This window comes from Pseudofrankia inefficax (assembly GCF_000166135.1).
In the GTDB taxonomy this organism is placed as follows: domain Bacteria; phylum Actinomycetota; class Actinomycetes; order Frankiales; family Frankiaceae; genus Pseudofrankia; species Pseudofrankia inefficax.
In genome coordinates, this window is sequence record NC_014666.1 from 7,630,078 (window position 1) to 7,644,325 (window position 14,248).

At 74.7% G+C, this 14,248-nt stretch carries 13 protein-coding genes; 2 read left to right on the forward strand and 11 right to left on the reverse strand.

The window, feature by feature from the left end; genetic code table 11:
• Positions 1–73: 73 nt before the first annotated feature.
• From FRAEUI1C_RS30725 to FRAEUI1C_RS30750, 6 genes are all read right to left on the reverse strand, one after another.
• Positions 74–1,222 (reverse strand): threonine ammonia-lyase, encoded by a 1,149-nt coding sequence (locus tag FRAEUI1C_RS30725; RefSeq protein ID WP_013427285.1) that lies wholly within the window; start codon positions 1,220–1,222, stop codon positions 74–76.
• A 281-nt stretch (positions 1,223–1,503) separates the two neighbouring features.
• Positions 1,504–2,538 (reverse strand): tRNA (adenosine(37)-N6)-threonylcarbamoyltransferase complex transferase subunit TsaD, encoded by a 1,035-nt coding sequence (gene tsaD, locus FRAEUI1C_RS30730; RefSeq protein WP_013427286.1) that lies wholly within the window; start codon positions 2,536–2,538, stop codon positions 1,504–1,506.
• Positions 2,535–3,203 (reverse strand): ribosomal protein S18-alanine N-acetyltransferase, encoded by a 669-nt coding sequence (gene rimI / locus FRAEUI1C_RS30735; protein WP_013427287.1) that lies wholly within the window; start codon positions 3,201–3,203, stop codon positions 2,535–2,537. The genes tsaD and rimI overlap by 4 nt, the downstream gene beginning before the upstream one ends.
• Positions 3,200–3,901 (reverse strand): tRNA (adenosine(37)-N6)-threonylcarbamoyltransferase complex dimerization subunit type 1 TsaB, encoded by a 702-nt coding sequence (gene tsaB, locus FRAEUI1C_RS30740; RefSeq protein WP_013427288.1) that lies wholly within the window; start codon positions 3,899–3,901, stop codon positions 3,200–3,202. The genes rimI and tsaB overlap by 4 nt, the downstream gene beginning before the upstream one ends.
• Positions 3,902–4,051: 150 nt before the next feature.
• Complete coding sequence (gene tsaE / locus FRAEUI1C_RS30745; protein ID WP_013427289.1) at positions 4,052–4,525, reverse strand: tRNA (adenosine(37)-N6)-threonylcarbamoyltransferase complex ATPase subunit type 1 TsaE; 474 nt, start codon at positions 4,523–4,525, stop codon at positions 4,052–4,054.
• 182 nt (positions 4,526–4,707) lie between these two features.
• Positions 4,708–5,034: a hypothetical protein gene (locus tag FRAEUI1C_RS30750; RefSeq protein ID WP_013427290.1), complete on the reverse strand. Its 327-nt coding sequence runs from the start codon at positions 5,032–5,034 to the stop codon at positions 4,708–4,710.
• 272 nt (positions 5,035–5,306) lie between these two features.
• Between FRAEUI1C_RS30750 and FRAEUI1C_RS30755 the strand changes: the two genes are divergently transcribed.
• Positions 5,307–6,896, forward strand: a complete 1,590-nt coding sequence (locus tag FRAEUI1C_RS30755; RefSeq protein ID WP_013427291.1) for a hypothetical protein — start codon at positions 5,307–5,309, stop codon at positions 6,894–6,896.
• 21 nt (positions 6,897–6,917) lie between these two features.
• On the opposite strand, the gene alr is transcribed toward FRAEUI1C_RS30755, so the two are convergent.
• Positions 6,918–8,084 carry an alanine racemase gene (alr, locus tag FRAEUI1C_RS30760; RefSeq protein WP_013427292.1) on the reverse strand — a complete coding sequence of 389 codons (1,167 nt, stop codon included), beginning with the start codon at positions 8,082–8,084 and terminating at the stop codon, positions 6,918–6,920.
• A gap of 184 nt (positions 8,085–8,268) precedes the next feature.
• Between alr and FRAEUI1C_RS30765 the strand changes: the two genes are divergently transcribed.
• On the forward strand, positions 8,269–8,781 hold the full coding sequence (locus FRAEUI1C_RS30765) for an SWIM zinc finger family protein (protein ID WP_013427293.1): 513 nt from the start codon (positions 8,269–8,271) through the stop codon (positions 8,779–8,781).
• A 13-nt stretch (positions 8,782–8,794) separates the two neighbouring features.
• Here FRAEUI1C_RS30765 and glmS read toward each other — a convergent pair whose 3' ends face one another.
• The 4 genes from glmS to rplM all read right to left on the reverse strand — a co-directional run bounded on the left by glmS (position 8,795) and on the right by rplM (position 14,035).
• On the reverse strand, positions 8,795–10,717 hold the full coding sequence (gene glmS / locus FRAEUI1C_RS30770) for a glutamine--fructose-6-phosphate transaminase (isomerizing) (RefSeq protein WP_013427294.1): 1,923 nt from the start codon (positions 10,715–10,717) through the stop codon (positions 8,795–8,797).
• A gap of 265 nt (positions 10,718–10,982) precedes the next feature.
• Positions 10,983–12,365, reverse strand: coding sequence for a phosphoglucosamine mutase (gene glmM / locus FRAEUI1C_RS30775; protein WP_013427295.1), 1,383 nt, complete (start codon positions 12,363–12,365; stop codon positions 10,983–10,985).
• A gap of 424 nt (positions 12,366–12,789) precedes the next feature.
• Positions 12,790–13,197 carry a 30S ribosomal protein S9 gene (gene rpsI, locus FRAEUI1C_RS30780; protein WP_013427296.1) on the reverse strand — a complete coding sequence of 136 codons (408 nt, stop codon included), beginning with the start codon at positions 13,195–13,197 and terminating at the stop codon, positions 12,790–12,792.
• 394 nt (positions 13,198–13,591) lie between these two features.
• A complete protein-coding gene (rplM, locus tag FRAEUI1C_RS30785; protein ID WP_013427297.1) occupies positions 13,592–14,035 on the reverse strand; it encodes a 50S ribosomal protein L13 in 444 nt (147 codons plus the stop codon).
• Between the last annotated feature and the right edge of the window lie 213 nt (positions 14,036–14,248).

Below are 14,248 nucleotides of genomic sequence, written 5' to 3' on the forward strand. Positions count from 1 at the left end.
GGCCGGGCGCCCTGGCCCGGCCGGCGACGATCCGCCGCCCGGCCGGATCCAGGCTCAGGCCAAAGGTCCAGGCTCAGGCCAACCTGGTGGCGGGAACGGTGGCGGCGGCCGTGAGGGCGGCGACGCGCTCGGCGGTGGCCAGGTCGATGTTGCCTCCGGACAGGACGACGGCCGTCGGCCCCTGGGCGAGTCCCGGATGACGCAGCAGCGCGGCGACCCCGGCGGCGCCGGCCGGCTCGACGAGGTGGCCCCCGGTCGCCCGCAGTAGCACCATCGCCTCCCAGAACGCGTCCTCGTCGACGGTGACCACGTCGTCGAGCAGCGACGCGGCGAGCGCCAGCGTCAGCCGGCCGGGGGTGCGCACCGCCATCCCGTCGGCGATGGTGTCGGCGGGCGCGCACAGGCGCCGGCCGGCGTGGAACGAGTCGGCGAACGCCGAGGCGTTCTCGGCCTGGACGCCGACGACCCGTACCTGGGCACCGTGGGCGTGGCCAGCCAGCGCGGCGGCGATCCCGGCGGCCAGCCCGCCGCCGCCGACCCCGACGACGACGGTGCGCAGGCCGGGCACCTGCTCGATCAGCTCCAGACCGACGGTGCCCTGACCGGCGATCACGGCCGCGTCGTCGAACGGATGGACCATCAGCCGGTCGCCCTGGGCGGCGAACGCCTCGGCGGCGGCGAGCGCGGCGTCGACCCCGCCGTCCACGTGCTCGACCCGCGCCCCCCACCGGCGCGTCCTGGCCACCTTGACCGAGTTCGCGCCGGTCGGTACGAAGATCGTCGAGTCGACGCCGAACTGGGCCGCCGCGTAGGCGACGCCCTGGGCGTGGTTGCCGGCGCTGGCCGCGACCAGCCCGCGAGCCCGGCGGGCCGGGTCGGCCTGGGCGACCCGGTTGTAGGCGCCGCGCAGCTTGAACGACCGGGTGTGCTGCTCGTCCTCACACTTCAGCCAGACAGGCGCGCCGGTACGGCGGCCCAGACCGGGGTGCGCGACGACCCGGGTGCGTCGGGCGACTCCGGAGAGGGTGGCCGCGGCGCGGTCGACATCGACCGCCCGGATCAGGGCGGCGACCTCGGCCGGGGAGAGGTCGTCCGGCCCGGTCGCGGTCCGGGTGGTAGTTCGGTCGGCCGCGTCGTCCGCCTGCTCGTCCGGGGATCCGGAGGCGGCGCCGGATTTACCGGACGTGCGCGGCGACGGCGTCGTCGCTGCTGGCTGGGTCATCCAAGGCTCCCTGGTGGCTGGGCGGCCACTGGAGTGCGCCGTGGCCGCGGCAAACAAAAAAGCCCCCCGCAGAACGCGGAAGGCTTGGCGCGCGGCCGACTGAACGCTCGGTCGCGCGCCTAGGTAATGCCCATGAGTCGAACGCCCAGGGGCCGACGACCCAAGGGCTGCCGACCAAGGGGCTGCACACCCAAAGGTCGTCGAGACACGAGCTGCTGCGGCACAGTTCCAGACTGCTCCGTCGTAGCCGCCCGCGTCAAACCGACACCGGCGGCCTTCGGTCAGGTACCCAGCGGGAGCGTCGAGGAGGCGGGCAGGTCGAGCGGGGACGGAGCGACGCCGGCCGCGACCTGGAGGGCGCCGAGAGCGGCGACCATGGCGCCGTTGTCGGTGCACAGCCCAGGGCGCGGGACCCGCAGGGTGATGCCGGCGGCCGAGCAACGCTCGGCGGCCAGCGCCCGCAGCCTGCTGTTCGCGGCGACACCGCCGCCGATGACGATCGTGTCGACGCCGTGCGCCCTCGCCGCGCCGACCGCCTTGGCGGTGAGCACGTCGACGACGGCCTCCTGGAAGGACGCGGCGACATCGGCCACCGGCACCGGCTCACCGGCCCGCCGACGCGCCTCCACCCAGCGGGCGACGGCCGTCTTCAGGCCGCTGAAGGAGAAGTCGAAGGTCCCGTCTCCCGCCTTGCCGCGCGGGAACGGGATCGTCGGCGAGCCCTCTCCGGCGGCCCGGTCGATCGGCGGCCCGCCGGGGAACGGCATCCCGAGCAGCCGGGCGACCTTGTCGTAGGCCTCGCCGGCGGCGTCGTCGACGGTGGCGCCCAGCGAGACCACCGGGGCCGCGGCCAGGTCCTCCACGAGCAGCAGCGACGAGTGGCCGCCGGAGACCAGCAGGGCGATCGACGGCGACGGCAGCGGGCCGTGTTCCAGCGTGTCGACGGCGACGTGCGCGGCCAGGTGGTGCACGCCGTAGAGCGGCACCCCGAGCGCCAGCGCGTACGCCTTCGCCGCCGCGACCCCGACCAGCAACGCGCCGGCGAGGCCGGGCCCCGCCGTCACGGCGACCGCGTCGAGGTCCGCCGGCCGGGCTCCGGCGGCGGCCAGCGCCCGCTCGACCGTCGGGACCATCGCCTCCAGGTGCGCCCGGGCGGCGATCTCGGGCACCACGCCGCCATAGCGGGCGTGTTCGTCGACCGACGACGCCAGCGCGTCGGCGAGCAGCACCCCGTCACGCACCAGCCCGACGCCGGTCTCGTCGCACGACGTCTCGATCCCGAGGACGAGGGGCCCTCGCCCATGCGGCCGGTTCATCCGGCTCCCTCCCTGCGGGTCGAAGCCGGCACGCCGGGCGCCGCGGCCCCGCCGCCGCCCGCCGGGCCGTCGGAAGCCGCCGCGCCGCCCGGGGGCGTGGCCGGCTGGTCGGGCTCGGCGGCCGCGTCCCGCTCGTCGAGAGCCGACCAGGCGGCGTCGAGCTGGGCGCCGTAGCCGGCGGTGTCGATGGGGCGGGCCCGCATCACGTAGGCGTCGCCGCCGGACGGCTGGTAGTACCCGCGGCGCATGCCGATGTCGACGAAGCCGAGCCGGGCGTAGAGGGCCCGGGCCGCGTGGTTGTCGGTGCGCACCTCGAGGCCGCAGCTACGCGCGCCCCGCCGTCGCGCCTCACGCAGCAGAGCGATCATCAGGCGCGCGCCCAGCCCACGCCCCCGCAGGTTCGGGTGCACGCCGACGGTCTGGATGTACGCCTCGTCGTCGGTGACCGCGAGGCCGGCATAGCCGACGATCCGGCCCGCGACCAGCGCGGCCAGGTAGTACCGGCTCGGCCCGGCCGCGAGTTCCGACCAGAACATCTCGGGCGTCCACGGGTCGACGTCGAAGACGTCCCGCTCCAGCTCGGCGGCCTCGACGAGCTGCCACCAGCGCAGCGGTACCAGGGTGACCTCGGGCGGCCGCTGGTCCGGCCCGCCGCCGGAGCTCATACCCTGACCGGCTTCGCCGGGTGCGGTTCGGCGACGTCCGGCCGGCGCAGGTAGATCGGCGTCAGCGGCTCGGGGGTCCGCCCGGCGCGCAGGTCCGCCGCCGCGAGGGCGGCGAGCAGCGCCGGCTCCGGATAGTCGGGCACGGCCGAGGCGAGACCAGCGCCCGCCGGGGCGAAGGACGTGAACGCGTCGGGAAAGAGCGCCCGGCCCGGCCCGGCCAGGGTGTCCACACCGGCCGCCCCCAGCAGCTCCGCGGCGCGCACCGGGTAGTCGACCGCCGGGCCCTCGACACGGCGCCCGTCGGCGTAGCCAGCCCAGAACACCTCGCGGCGGCGGGCGTCGGTGGCGACCCCGGCCCGGCCCGTCGTCGCGGCGCCGATCCCGTCCAGCGAACAGACACCGTGGCAGGGCAGGCCAAGCGCGGCGGCGAACGTTTCGGCGGTCACGATCCCGACCCGCAGGCTGGTGAACGGCCCGGGGCCGAGGCCGACGACCAGTGCCGACAACGCGGCGGGCCGGACCGCAGCCTCGGCGAGCACCGTCTGGATCAGCGGGGCGAGCAGCTCGCCGTGCCTCCGGGCGTCGACCACCCGCCGGGCGGCAAGCGGGCGGACGGGCCCGGGTCCGGACGACGGCGCGGGACCGAGCTCGACCAGCGCCACCGAGCAGGCCGGCGTCGAGGTGTCAACAGCGAGCACCAACACCCGTCCAGCCTACGGACCGCGACCGGGCCGGCTTCGGACCGATCCGCTCAACGGCGCCGAACGGGCATCGTGCTCACCCGGAGAAACGACCGTCGGCGGGCGAATCGACGCGAAATCGGGCGGGCGCGCCGGCCGCGTTCCCCGTCAGCCGGTGGCGGCCTGGGCACCGCCCAGGGAACGCAGGCGCTCGGCCCAGCCGGGCCCGGCGGGCACGAGCTGGACGCGCCGGGCCTCGCCGGCCTCGTCGCCCTCCGGGCGGTCGATGTCGACCCGCAGATGCTCGTTCGCCAGCTGCTCCACCCGACCGGCGCCCCACTCGACCACGGTCAGGGCGACGTCGGTGTCCGCGTCCAGGTCGAGGTCGTCGACCTCGGCCACGCCCGCGAGCCGGTAGGCGTCGACGTGCACCAGCGGCAGCCGGCCGCCGGTGTGCACCCGGGCGAGCACGAACGTCGGCGACGTCACCGGCCCCGGCACCCCGAGCCCGGCCGCGATCCCCTGCACCAGAACTGTCTTGCCAGCGCCGAGCGGACCGGCGAGCACGATCAGGTCGCCGGGCCGGGCGACCCGCGCGATCCGGGCGCCCAGCCCGCGCATGTCCTCCGGGGTCTCGACCACCAGCTCTCCCTGGGCGCCGCCGGCGCGGTCGCGCGAGGAGAGCTGGGGACCCGCCGCATCCAGGCCCGGCGCCGAGCCGGGGCCGCCTGAGGTCGTCACCCGTCCATCATCCGCCCGGTCACGCGGGTCCTGGCCGACGCCGCGGGCCGGTCTGAGTCAGCGGTTCGGGTCAGCGGTTCGAGTCAGCGGTTCGGATTGGCGCAGCCGCCGCCGCTGGCCAGACCACCGAACGCCCCGCGCCCGGGCCGTACTCGGACCATCTTCGGCGCCGCCTCGGCGGCAGCGGCCTGCTCCACCTGCTCGCGGGTGGTGAGGGTGAGCAGGACGGGCCCGCCGGTCGGGCCCGCCTCGGCGTCCGCGCCGGCCAGGTCGGTCAGGCCGTCGAGGTCGTCGTCCAGGTCGTCGTCCAGGTCGTCGTCAGCCGGGCCGTCCAGCTCGTCGTGCCGCGTGCCGCCGAGCGGGGCGGGTGCCGTGGCCGTGCGCCTACCGCCGCGCCACCTGAGCTTCACGTCGTCTCCCTCGTGTCTCGTGGTTGTCTCGTGCAGCCGTGCCCCGGACGTAGTACCCGTTCGGGCCCGTGACGACCGTGCCGCCCCCGGCCGGCACCCCGGGCGCCGAACGCTTCCCTCGACCGTAGGTGCTCGCCGCCCAGCCGTCTCGGCGCCCGTGGCAACTCCCGGTCCACACAGCAGCCGTCAGTAGGGCCGATGCGGCAAAACCGCCCGTCAGCGGTCCCGGCGCGCGATGATGATCTCCAGCTTGGCGGTGGAGGAGGGGTTCGATGGGCGGCGCGCGCGATCCCTGGCGTCCCGACCGCGGAGCCGGCGAGGGACCGTCCGGGGACGAGATCGGGTCGGCGCGGGACCCGGACGCCCCGGCCGGCCGGCTCGCGCGGGCCGGCGACGCGGTGGCCGCGGCCGGCGGCCGGGTGCTCGCCCGGCTCGGCGCAGGTCGGCTCGCGGCCGGCGTGGGCGGGCTCGTCGTGCTGCTGATGGCGGGCGGTGCGGTCTGGCTCGCCCAGGCCGACGAGAACCCCGGGCAGCCCTGCACGGCGCACCCGGGCGCGGTGTGCGAGGCGGCCTACGGGATCTGGGCCGACGCCGACCCTGACCGCGCGGTGACCAGCCCGTCCGGCTGGTCGGCCAGAACCGCCCGGTACCTGGGCGAGAGCTACGTGACCAGCGCGGCGGCGAGCCGGGTGCCCGCGCCACCGGGTGGCCGGGACGACTGCGCCGCCCGCGCGGCCTGGGCCGCGTCGATCGGCGCGGTCCCGGCCGACGTCGCCCCGCTCCGGGTGACGGTGAGCGCGCGCCGAGGCATCCCGGTGACAGTGCTCGGCTACCGGGTCCACCTCGACGAGGCGCGTCAGGCCCCGACCGAGGGCACCCTGCTCACCTGCTCGGGCGTGCTGGACGCCGACGACCAGGCCGAGTCCAACGCGCCGCCCTGGCAACGCAGGCCGGCCCTCTACCAGGCACGCACACTGCCGTTCTCGGCCGCGGCGCCCGTCGACCTCGACCGGCGGACCTCCGAGCTGATCGCGCCCGGCCCCGCCGCCGGCCAGCCGGCGACGCCCGTGCACGTGCCGGCCAGGACGAGCACGCCGATGCTGGTCGCGGCCACCACCGACGGCTGCGCCTGCCGCTGGCGACTGGAGGTGACGCTCCTCGTCTCGGGCGAGCAGCAGGTGGTCACGGTCGGCGCGGACGGTGTCCGAACCGGCCCGGCGGCCGCCAACCGGGGACAGCCGTCGTTCGCGACGACCTCGTCGGCGTACCTGCGGCCGTACGCCTACGTCGACGGCGGCTGGCAGGCGACCAGCAGCCCGACTCCGCCCGGCTCGTCCCAGCCTGTCTGCCCGCTGCTGCCGGCCGGCGCGGTCGCCGACGCCCTCGGGAACGGCCCGTCCGACCCACCCAGTCAGGTCGACGAGTCCGAGACCGTCGAACGGGGCTACCCGAACGTCGCCTACGCCGGCCTCACCCGGCAGGTGTCGTGCCAGTGGCAGGCCAGCCCGAACGGGTGGGAGCTGGGCAACCTCACCATCGAGACTCTCCGGCTGGACGATGCCGCGTCCGCGCGGGCCGTCTTCGACCAGCGTCGGTCCGCGCCGGTGGGAATGCCGTCCCTCTTCGGGTGCTCCGAGGGCACGCCGACGGTGGCGTCCGCGCCGGTGGAGATCCAGGGCGTCGGCGACGCGGCGGTCCGCTCGGCCGGCCAGTTGCTGGTGCTCGCTGCCGACCGGGTCGTCCGCGTCGAGCTGTGCGTCCCCCCGACGCCGGCGCCGACGCCGGCACCCACGATCGTGACCCCGGTGCCCGGCGACGAGGCCGTACTCATCCGGCTGGCCCGGGCGGTGCTCGCGGGCTGAGCCCTCGGCGTCGACAGGCCGTCAGGGGTTGAGGTAGATCCGGGGGACGCGGGGGCCGATCCGGGTGACGATCTCGTAGTTGATGGTGCCGAGCGCGGCGGCCCAGTCGTCCGCGGTCGGCTCGCCGGCGTCGCCGGGGCCGAACAGCACCGCCTCGTCGCCCTCGGCGACCTGGTCGTCGCCGACGTCGAGGACGAACTGGTCCATGCAGACCGTGCCGGCGATCCGCCGGCGACGCCCGGCGAGCAGCACCTCGCCGAGGTTCGTCGCCGCGCGCGGCACCCCGTCGGCGTAGCCCAGCGGGACGAGCGCGAGCGTCGTCTCGGAGTCGGTGACGTAGCGGTGGGCGTAGGAGACCCCGGTGCCGGGCGGCACGCGCTTGGCGAGCGCGACCCTGGCGGCGAGGCGCATCGCCGGGCGCAGGCCCAGCTCGGCGGACCGGCCGACGTCGGGGCCCGGCGACAGCCCGTAGATCGAGATCCCCGGCCGGACCAGGTCGAAATGGGCCTCCGGGCTGACCAGGGTGGCGGCCGAGTTCGCCAGGTGGCGCACCTCGGGGCGCAGCCCAGCCTTCTCCGCGATCTCGACCGCGTCGGTGAACCGGCCGATCTGGCCCTGCACGGTCGGATGGCCGGGCGCGTCGGCGAACGCGAAATGGCTCCACACCCCGACGACGTCGAGCACACCCTCGGCGCGCAGGGCGGCGGCCGCGTCGCACAGGCCCGGCCAGTCGGCGTCGGTGGCGCCGGCCCGGCCGAGCCCGGTGTCCGCCTTCAGGTGGACCCGGGCCGGGCGGCCGGTGGACCGGGCGGCAGCGGCGATCTCCGCCAGTGCCCAGGGCGCGGAGGCCGACAGGTCGATCTGGGCGCCGATGGCCGCGTCGAGAGGTTCTCCCGGCGACATCAGCCAGGACATCACCGGCACCGTGATGCCGGCCGCACGCAACGCCAGCGCCTCCTCGATCACGGCGACCCCGAGCCAGGTCGCGCCGGCGTCGAGCGCGGCGCGGGCGCACGGCAGCATGCCGTGGCCGTAGCCGTCGGCCTTGACGACCGCCATGGTCGCCGCGGAACCGGCGCGGGCGACCAGCTCCGCGGTCGACGCCCGCACCGCGTCCAGGTCGATGGCGGCGTACACGCGCGGCGGCGTCACCGGGTCCGCACTGGTCGCAGTGGTCGGCTGAGTCATCGGGCCCTCCGGAATCCAGGCGCGGATCCCCGCCCCGCGCGGCCGGCGCGACGGTGTCGAGCCGGCGTCCAGTGGCCGGGACGACGCCTGCCGGAACCCTACTTTGCCCCGCTCGGACCGGCTGACTGCCGGCAACGGGGACAGCCCCGGCACAGCCGGCCCGGGCCCGCCATAGGATTGCGGGGTGATCATCAAGGTTTCCGGGGACGGACCGCACGACGAGGTCATCCTCACGCCGCTCGAGGCCGCCTTCACCGAGACCACCTGCGCCACGCTCGCCGGCACCGAGGCGTTCACCCGCGGTGTCGGGCTGGCGCTGCTCGGCCGCGTGGCCGACCTGCGAATCCGGCCGAGCGATGCCTCGGGGACCGTGGACGACGACGGCCAGTACGCCGTCAAGCTGTCGGTGGACGAGGACGGCCCGCACCAGGAGTGCGGCTGTCCGGAGGCCGCCGCCGCGGCGCTGTGCCCGCACGGGGTCGCCGTCGCGCTGGCGGCGACCGGCTCGGTCAACGGGGACGAGGACGACGAGGACGACGACGACTACGTCCGGGCGGCCGTCGGGGTCTTCCTGACCGGGCTGCCGCGGGCCGAGCTGGTCGACCTGGTCCTCGACCTCGCCGACGAGAACGACGACCTCGCCGACGCCCTCTGGGAGGCCACCGTCCGCTGGCACCGCGACCAGGCCACCGACTGACCCAGCCGCCTGCTTATTCCACCGTGACGGACTTGGCCAGGTTGCGGGGCTGGTCGACGTCGAGGCCGCGGGCCAAGGCCAGCTCGCAGGCGAACACCTGCAGCGGGATCGTCGTCACCAGCGGGGAGAACAGCGACGACGTCGCCGGCACCCGGATCAGGTGGTCGGCGAACGGCTCGACCAGATGGTCGCCCTCCTCGGCGATGACGATGGTCCTGGCGCCGCGGGCCCGGACCTCCTGAATGTTCGACACGACCTTGTCGTGCAGCACGGCCCGCCCGCGCGGCGAGGGCACCACGACGACGACCGGCACGCCCTGCTCGACCAGCGCGATCGGCCCGTGCTTGAGCTCGCCGGCCGGGAAGCCCTCGGCGTGCATGTAGGCGAGCTCCTTGAGCTTGAGCGCGCCCTCCAGGGCCACCGGGTACCCGACGTGCCGGCCGAGGAACAGCACGGTCCTGGCGCCCGACAGGCTGCGGGCCAGCTCCCGCACCGGGCCGACCGTGCCCAGCGTGCGGGCCACCAGGTCGGGCATCTTCTGCAGCTTCTCGACGTAGGCGCCGACCTCGTCGCCGTAGAGCACGCCCCGGGCCTGCGCGAGGAAGAGGCCGACGAGCAGGCAGGCCGCGACCTGGCCGAGGAACGTCTTGGTGGCGGCGACGCCGACCTCCGGGCCGCACCGGGTGTAGAGCACGGCGTCGGACTCGCGCGGGATCGTCGAGCCGTTGGTGTTGCAGATCGCCAGCACCCGGGCCTTCTGCTCACGGGCGTGCTTGACGGCCATCAGCGTGTCCAGCGTCTCGCCGGACTGGCTGATCGCGATGACCAGCGTCGAGCGGTCGAGCACCGGGTCTCGGTAGCGGAACTCGGAGGCCATCTCGACCTCGCAGGGCAGCCGGGTCCAGTGCTCGATCGCGTACTTGGCGATCAGGCCGGCATGGTAGGCGGTGCCGCAGGCGACGATGAAGACCTTGTCGATGTCGCGGAAGTCCTCGCCGGAGAGCCGCTCCTCGTCCAGGACGATCGCCCCGTCGGGCGACAGCCGGCCGCGCAGGGTGTCGGCGAGCACCGCCGGCTGCTCGCTGATCTCCTTGAGCATGAAGTACGGGTAGCCGCCCTTCTCGGCGGCTGAGGCGTCCCAGTCGACGTGGTAGGGCCGGCCCTCGACCTGTTCGCCGTTGAAGTCGATGACCGTCACGCCATCCCGGCGGCCCTCGACGATCTGGTCCTGGCCGATCTCCAGGGCGTCCCGGGTGTGCGCGATGAACGCGGAGACGTCGCTGGCGAGGAACGTCTCCCCCTGGCCGAGCCCGACCACCAGTGGGCTGTTGCGCCGGGCACCGACGACGACCTCCGGGAAGTCCCGGTGCAACACGACGAGGGTGAACGCGCCGGAGAGCCGATGGCAGACCCGGCGGACCGCCTCGGTGAGCGGGTGGCGCCCGCCCTCGGTGCCCTCGCTGGCCGCGACGGCGGTCGCCTCCGCCGAGCCCGGGCGGCCCAGCTCGGCCTCCAGCAGGTGCGCGACGACCTCGGTGTCGGTCTCGCTCTCCAGCTCATGGCCGGCGGCGAACAGCTCCGCCCGCAGCGCGGTGAAGTTCTCGATGATCCCGTTGTGGATGACACCGATCGTGCCGGTGCAGTCCGTGTGCGGGTGGGCGTTGACGTCGGTCGGCCCGCCGTGGGTGGCCCAGCGGGTGTGGCCCATGCCGGTCGTGCCGGCCATGCCCTCCCCGACGACCTGGCCCTCGTCGTTCTCGGCGAGGGCCTTCTCCAGGTTCGCCAGCTTTCCGGCGCGTCGGACGACCTTCAGTGCGCCCGCGCCGACGACGGCGATTCCGGCCGAGTCATACCCTCGGTACTCCAGCCGGCGCAGCCCGCCGAGGGCGACCTCGAGGGCGGACTGCTCTCCCACGTAGCCGATGATCCCGCACATGGGGCTCAGCGTACGCAGCGGCGACGGCTGTGCGCGCACGGACCCGGGAACCGTCGACAGGTTTCGCGAACGCTCCCGCGCGGATGCGGCGAAAGCCCCGAGCCGACCGGCGACCGGCGCTCCAAGCGGGCCATCGGCGCAGGTCAGGACGTTGCCGGTCCCGGTATCGATGTCCGCCAAGTCGTTCTGACGGCTCGAATTCCCGGGTACTTCCGACGGGCGTCTCCTCGTTCCGGAGCGCCTTCGCGGCCTTCCCGAGGAGGGGTCAGCCGGCGATGGCGAGCTCGCGCCTGACGACGTCGGCCAGCTCGGTGGCGACCGCTCGGGCCCGCGCGTCGGTCGGCGCCTCGACCATCACCCGCACCAGCGGCTCGGTCCCCGAGGGGCGCAGCAGCACGCGGCCCTCGGTACCCAGCTCGGCCTCCGCCGCGGCGACGGCGGCCGCGAGCGGGGCGGAGCCCTGGACCCCGCTCCGGTCGACGCCGCGCACGTTGACCAGTACCTGCGGCAGCCGGGTCATCGCCTTCGCCAGCTCACCGAGGGGCTGGCCGGTCTCGCGTACCCGGCCCAGCAGGGTGAGGGCCGTCAGCAGACCGTCTCCGGTCGTCGCGTGCCGCAGGAAGACGATGTGGCCGCTCTGCTCGCCGCCGAGCGTCACGCCGAGGCGACGCATCTCGGCGAGCACGTACCGGTCGCCGACCGGGGTCGCCAGCGCCTCGATCCCGGCCTCCCGCATCGCGTGGTGGAAGCCCAGGTTCGACATGACGGTGACGACGACCCGCCGGTCGGTCAGCTCGCCCCGCTCGGCCAGCGCCAGCGCGCAGACGGCCATGATCTGGTCCCCGTCGACGATCTCGCCGTCGGCGTCGACCGCGAGGCACCGGTCCGCGTCACCGTCGTGCGCGATGCCGACGTCCGCCCCGTGGGCCAGTACGGCCGCCCGCAGGCTGTCCAGATGCGTGGCCCCGCAGCCGTCGTTGATGTGTTCGCCGTCGCCGTCGGCGTGCAGCGCGATCACCTCGGCCCCGGCCTCGCGCAGCACCCTGGGCGCGAGCCGGGAAGCGGCGCCCTGGGCGCAGTCGACGACGACCCGCAGCCCGTCGAGCCGGAGCGGCAGGGTGGCGAGCAGGTGCTTGACGTAGCCGTCGACGACACCGTCGATGTAGCCGGGCTCGTCGCGGACCCGCCCGACCGCCGCGCCGGTGGGGCGCCCGGCCGGCTGGGTCCGCAGCCGGGCCTCGATGGCGTCCTCGACCTCGTCCGGCAGCTTGTGCCCACCGGCGGCGAAGAGCTTGATCCCGTTGTCGGGCATCGGGTTGTGGCTGGCGGAGAGCATCACGCCGAGGTCGGCCCCGGTCGCGGCGACGATGTGCGCCACCGCGGGGGTCGGTACCACCCCGACCCGGACGACGTCGGCACCCCGGGAGGCGAGCCCCGCGAGGACCGCGGCCTCGAGGAACTCACCCGAGGGCCGGGTGTCCCGCCCGACGACCACGATGGGCCGGTCTCCGGCCGCCCGGGGCGTCAGGGCCGCCCGGTTCTCGGTGAGCACCTCGACCGCGGCCTCCGCGAGGCGCAGCGCCAGCTCCGCCGTCAGGTCGACGTTCGCGACGCCGCGCACGCCATCGGTACCGAACAGCCGCCCCATCACGGGCCCCCCAACCATCGGAGTTCGCCGAGCTCCATGTCGTGCCCGCGCCGGCAGCGGGACGGCCTGGCGTCCGGTCCTCGGACGCCGCCGCGAGTCCAGCCGCCGGCACTGGTCAGCCCGGCCGTCCCCCAGAGGACCGCGCTTCCCGGCCCGCGTCGGCGGGCCGGACAGCCATCATCTTCGCCGACCTGGCCGTGAGTTCCGTCGAGGCCCGCCGCCAGGAGGACGGCGCGCCGGCCGCGAGTGTCCCCGCGGCCGGTCCCGGGGCTGCCGACAGGCGCCGAAAACGGCGAAAACCCGCCCGTCCAGGATGGCCGACAGGCGGGTGTCACCGCGATCAGAGAAGTCACCGCACGTCGAAGCCCCGGCCACGCGAACCACGGGGCCGGGGCTCCCAGGGAGATCCCCCTGGGGTGCGTACTTAACGCTTCGAGTACTGAGGCGCCTTACGGGCCTTCTTGAGGCCGTACTTCTTGCGCTCCTTGGCCCGCGAGTCACGCGAGAGGAAGCCGGCCTTCTTCAGCGTCGGGCGGGAGTCCTCCTCGACGATGATCAGGGCGCGAGAGATCGCGAGGCGCAGCGCGCCGGCCTGGCCGGAGATGCCGCCACCGTGCAGCAGCGCCACGATGTCGTAGCTCTCGGCCTTGTCGAGCGCCTTCAGCGGCTCGTTGACCAGCTGCTGGTGCACCTTGTTGGGGAAGTAGTTCTCCAGGGAGCGTCCGTTCAGGGACCAGTTCCCGGAACCGGGGAGCAGGCGGACGCGGACGACCGCCTCCTTGCGGCGGCCGGTGGCCCGCGGGTTGCCCTGGACGTCGGTCACGACAGACACGTCGCGTTCCTTCCTTGCGGTTCGTGGTCGCGCGAGCGCGACATTCGGGGGTCCGAGGACCCGACCCCCGGGTCAGATCTTTCGGCTTGTGCGGCGACCCACCCACCGCCCTGGCCGGAGCCAGCGAAGAGGGAGAACGCGTATCTCTGACGACTCAAGATCTAAAGTGACTCAAACCCTCGCGAAGCGAGCCCCCAGTCAGCGCCCCAAGGTCCCGCGAACGAGCCCCCAGCGAACTACCCAGAGTTTCACCGAGCGAGCCCCCCAGCGACCGGCTCAAGGTCTCGCGAAGCGAGACACCGGGGGGTCCGGGGGGTCGCCCCCCCGGGCAGACATCCAGGAGCGGGGCCGCCGGGAGCTGCCCGAAGGGCAGCGAACAGGCGGCCCGCCCCCGCTACTGCGCGACCTGGACGATGTCGTACGGCTGCGGCTGCTGGGCCTGGTGCGGGTGGATCGGGCCCGCGTAGACCTTGAGCTTGCGAGCCTGGGCCCGGCCGAGCTTGTTCTTGGGAAGCATCCCCTTGATGGCCTTCTCGACGAGCAGCTGAGGCCGCGTGTCGAGCAGCTCGCCGTAGCTGGTGCTGCGAAGACCACCCGGGTAGCCCGAGTGGCGGTAGTACTGCGACTGCTCCCGCTTCGAACCCGAGAGCGACACCTTCCCGGCGTTCACGACGATGACGAAGTCACCGGTGTCGATGTGCGGGGCGAAGTACGCCTTGTGCTTCCCACGAAGTAGCTGGGCAGCCTGGCTCGCCAGCTTGCCGAGGACGACGTCGCTGGCGTCGATGACATGCCACGCACGCTGGATATCCGCGGGCTTGGGCTGGTACGTGCGCACAGGTCTGCCTTCTTCGTCGGGACGACGCTCCGTCCGGTCCACCTCGCCTGAGGAGGTCCAACCGCAGCAAGCGCGTCAAGAGTGTGAAAACGCGCGCGTTCGACAGTCGTGTCACGCGCCGCAGTCTTTGAGGTTACCAGGCTCTGGACGGCTGCCGCCGCCGGCGTCCCACCACCTCGCCCCTGCCCCTCCAGCGGAGGCCACGGCCCGGTT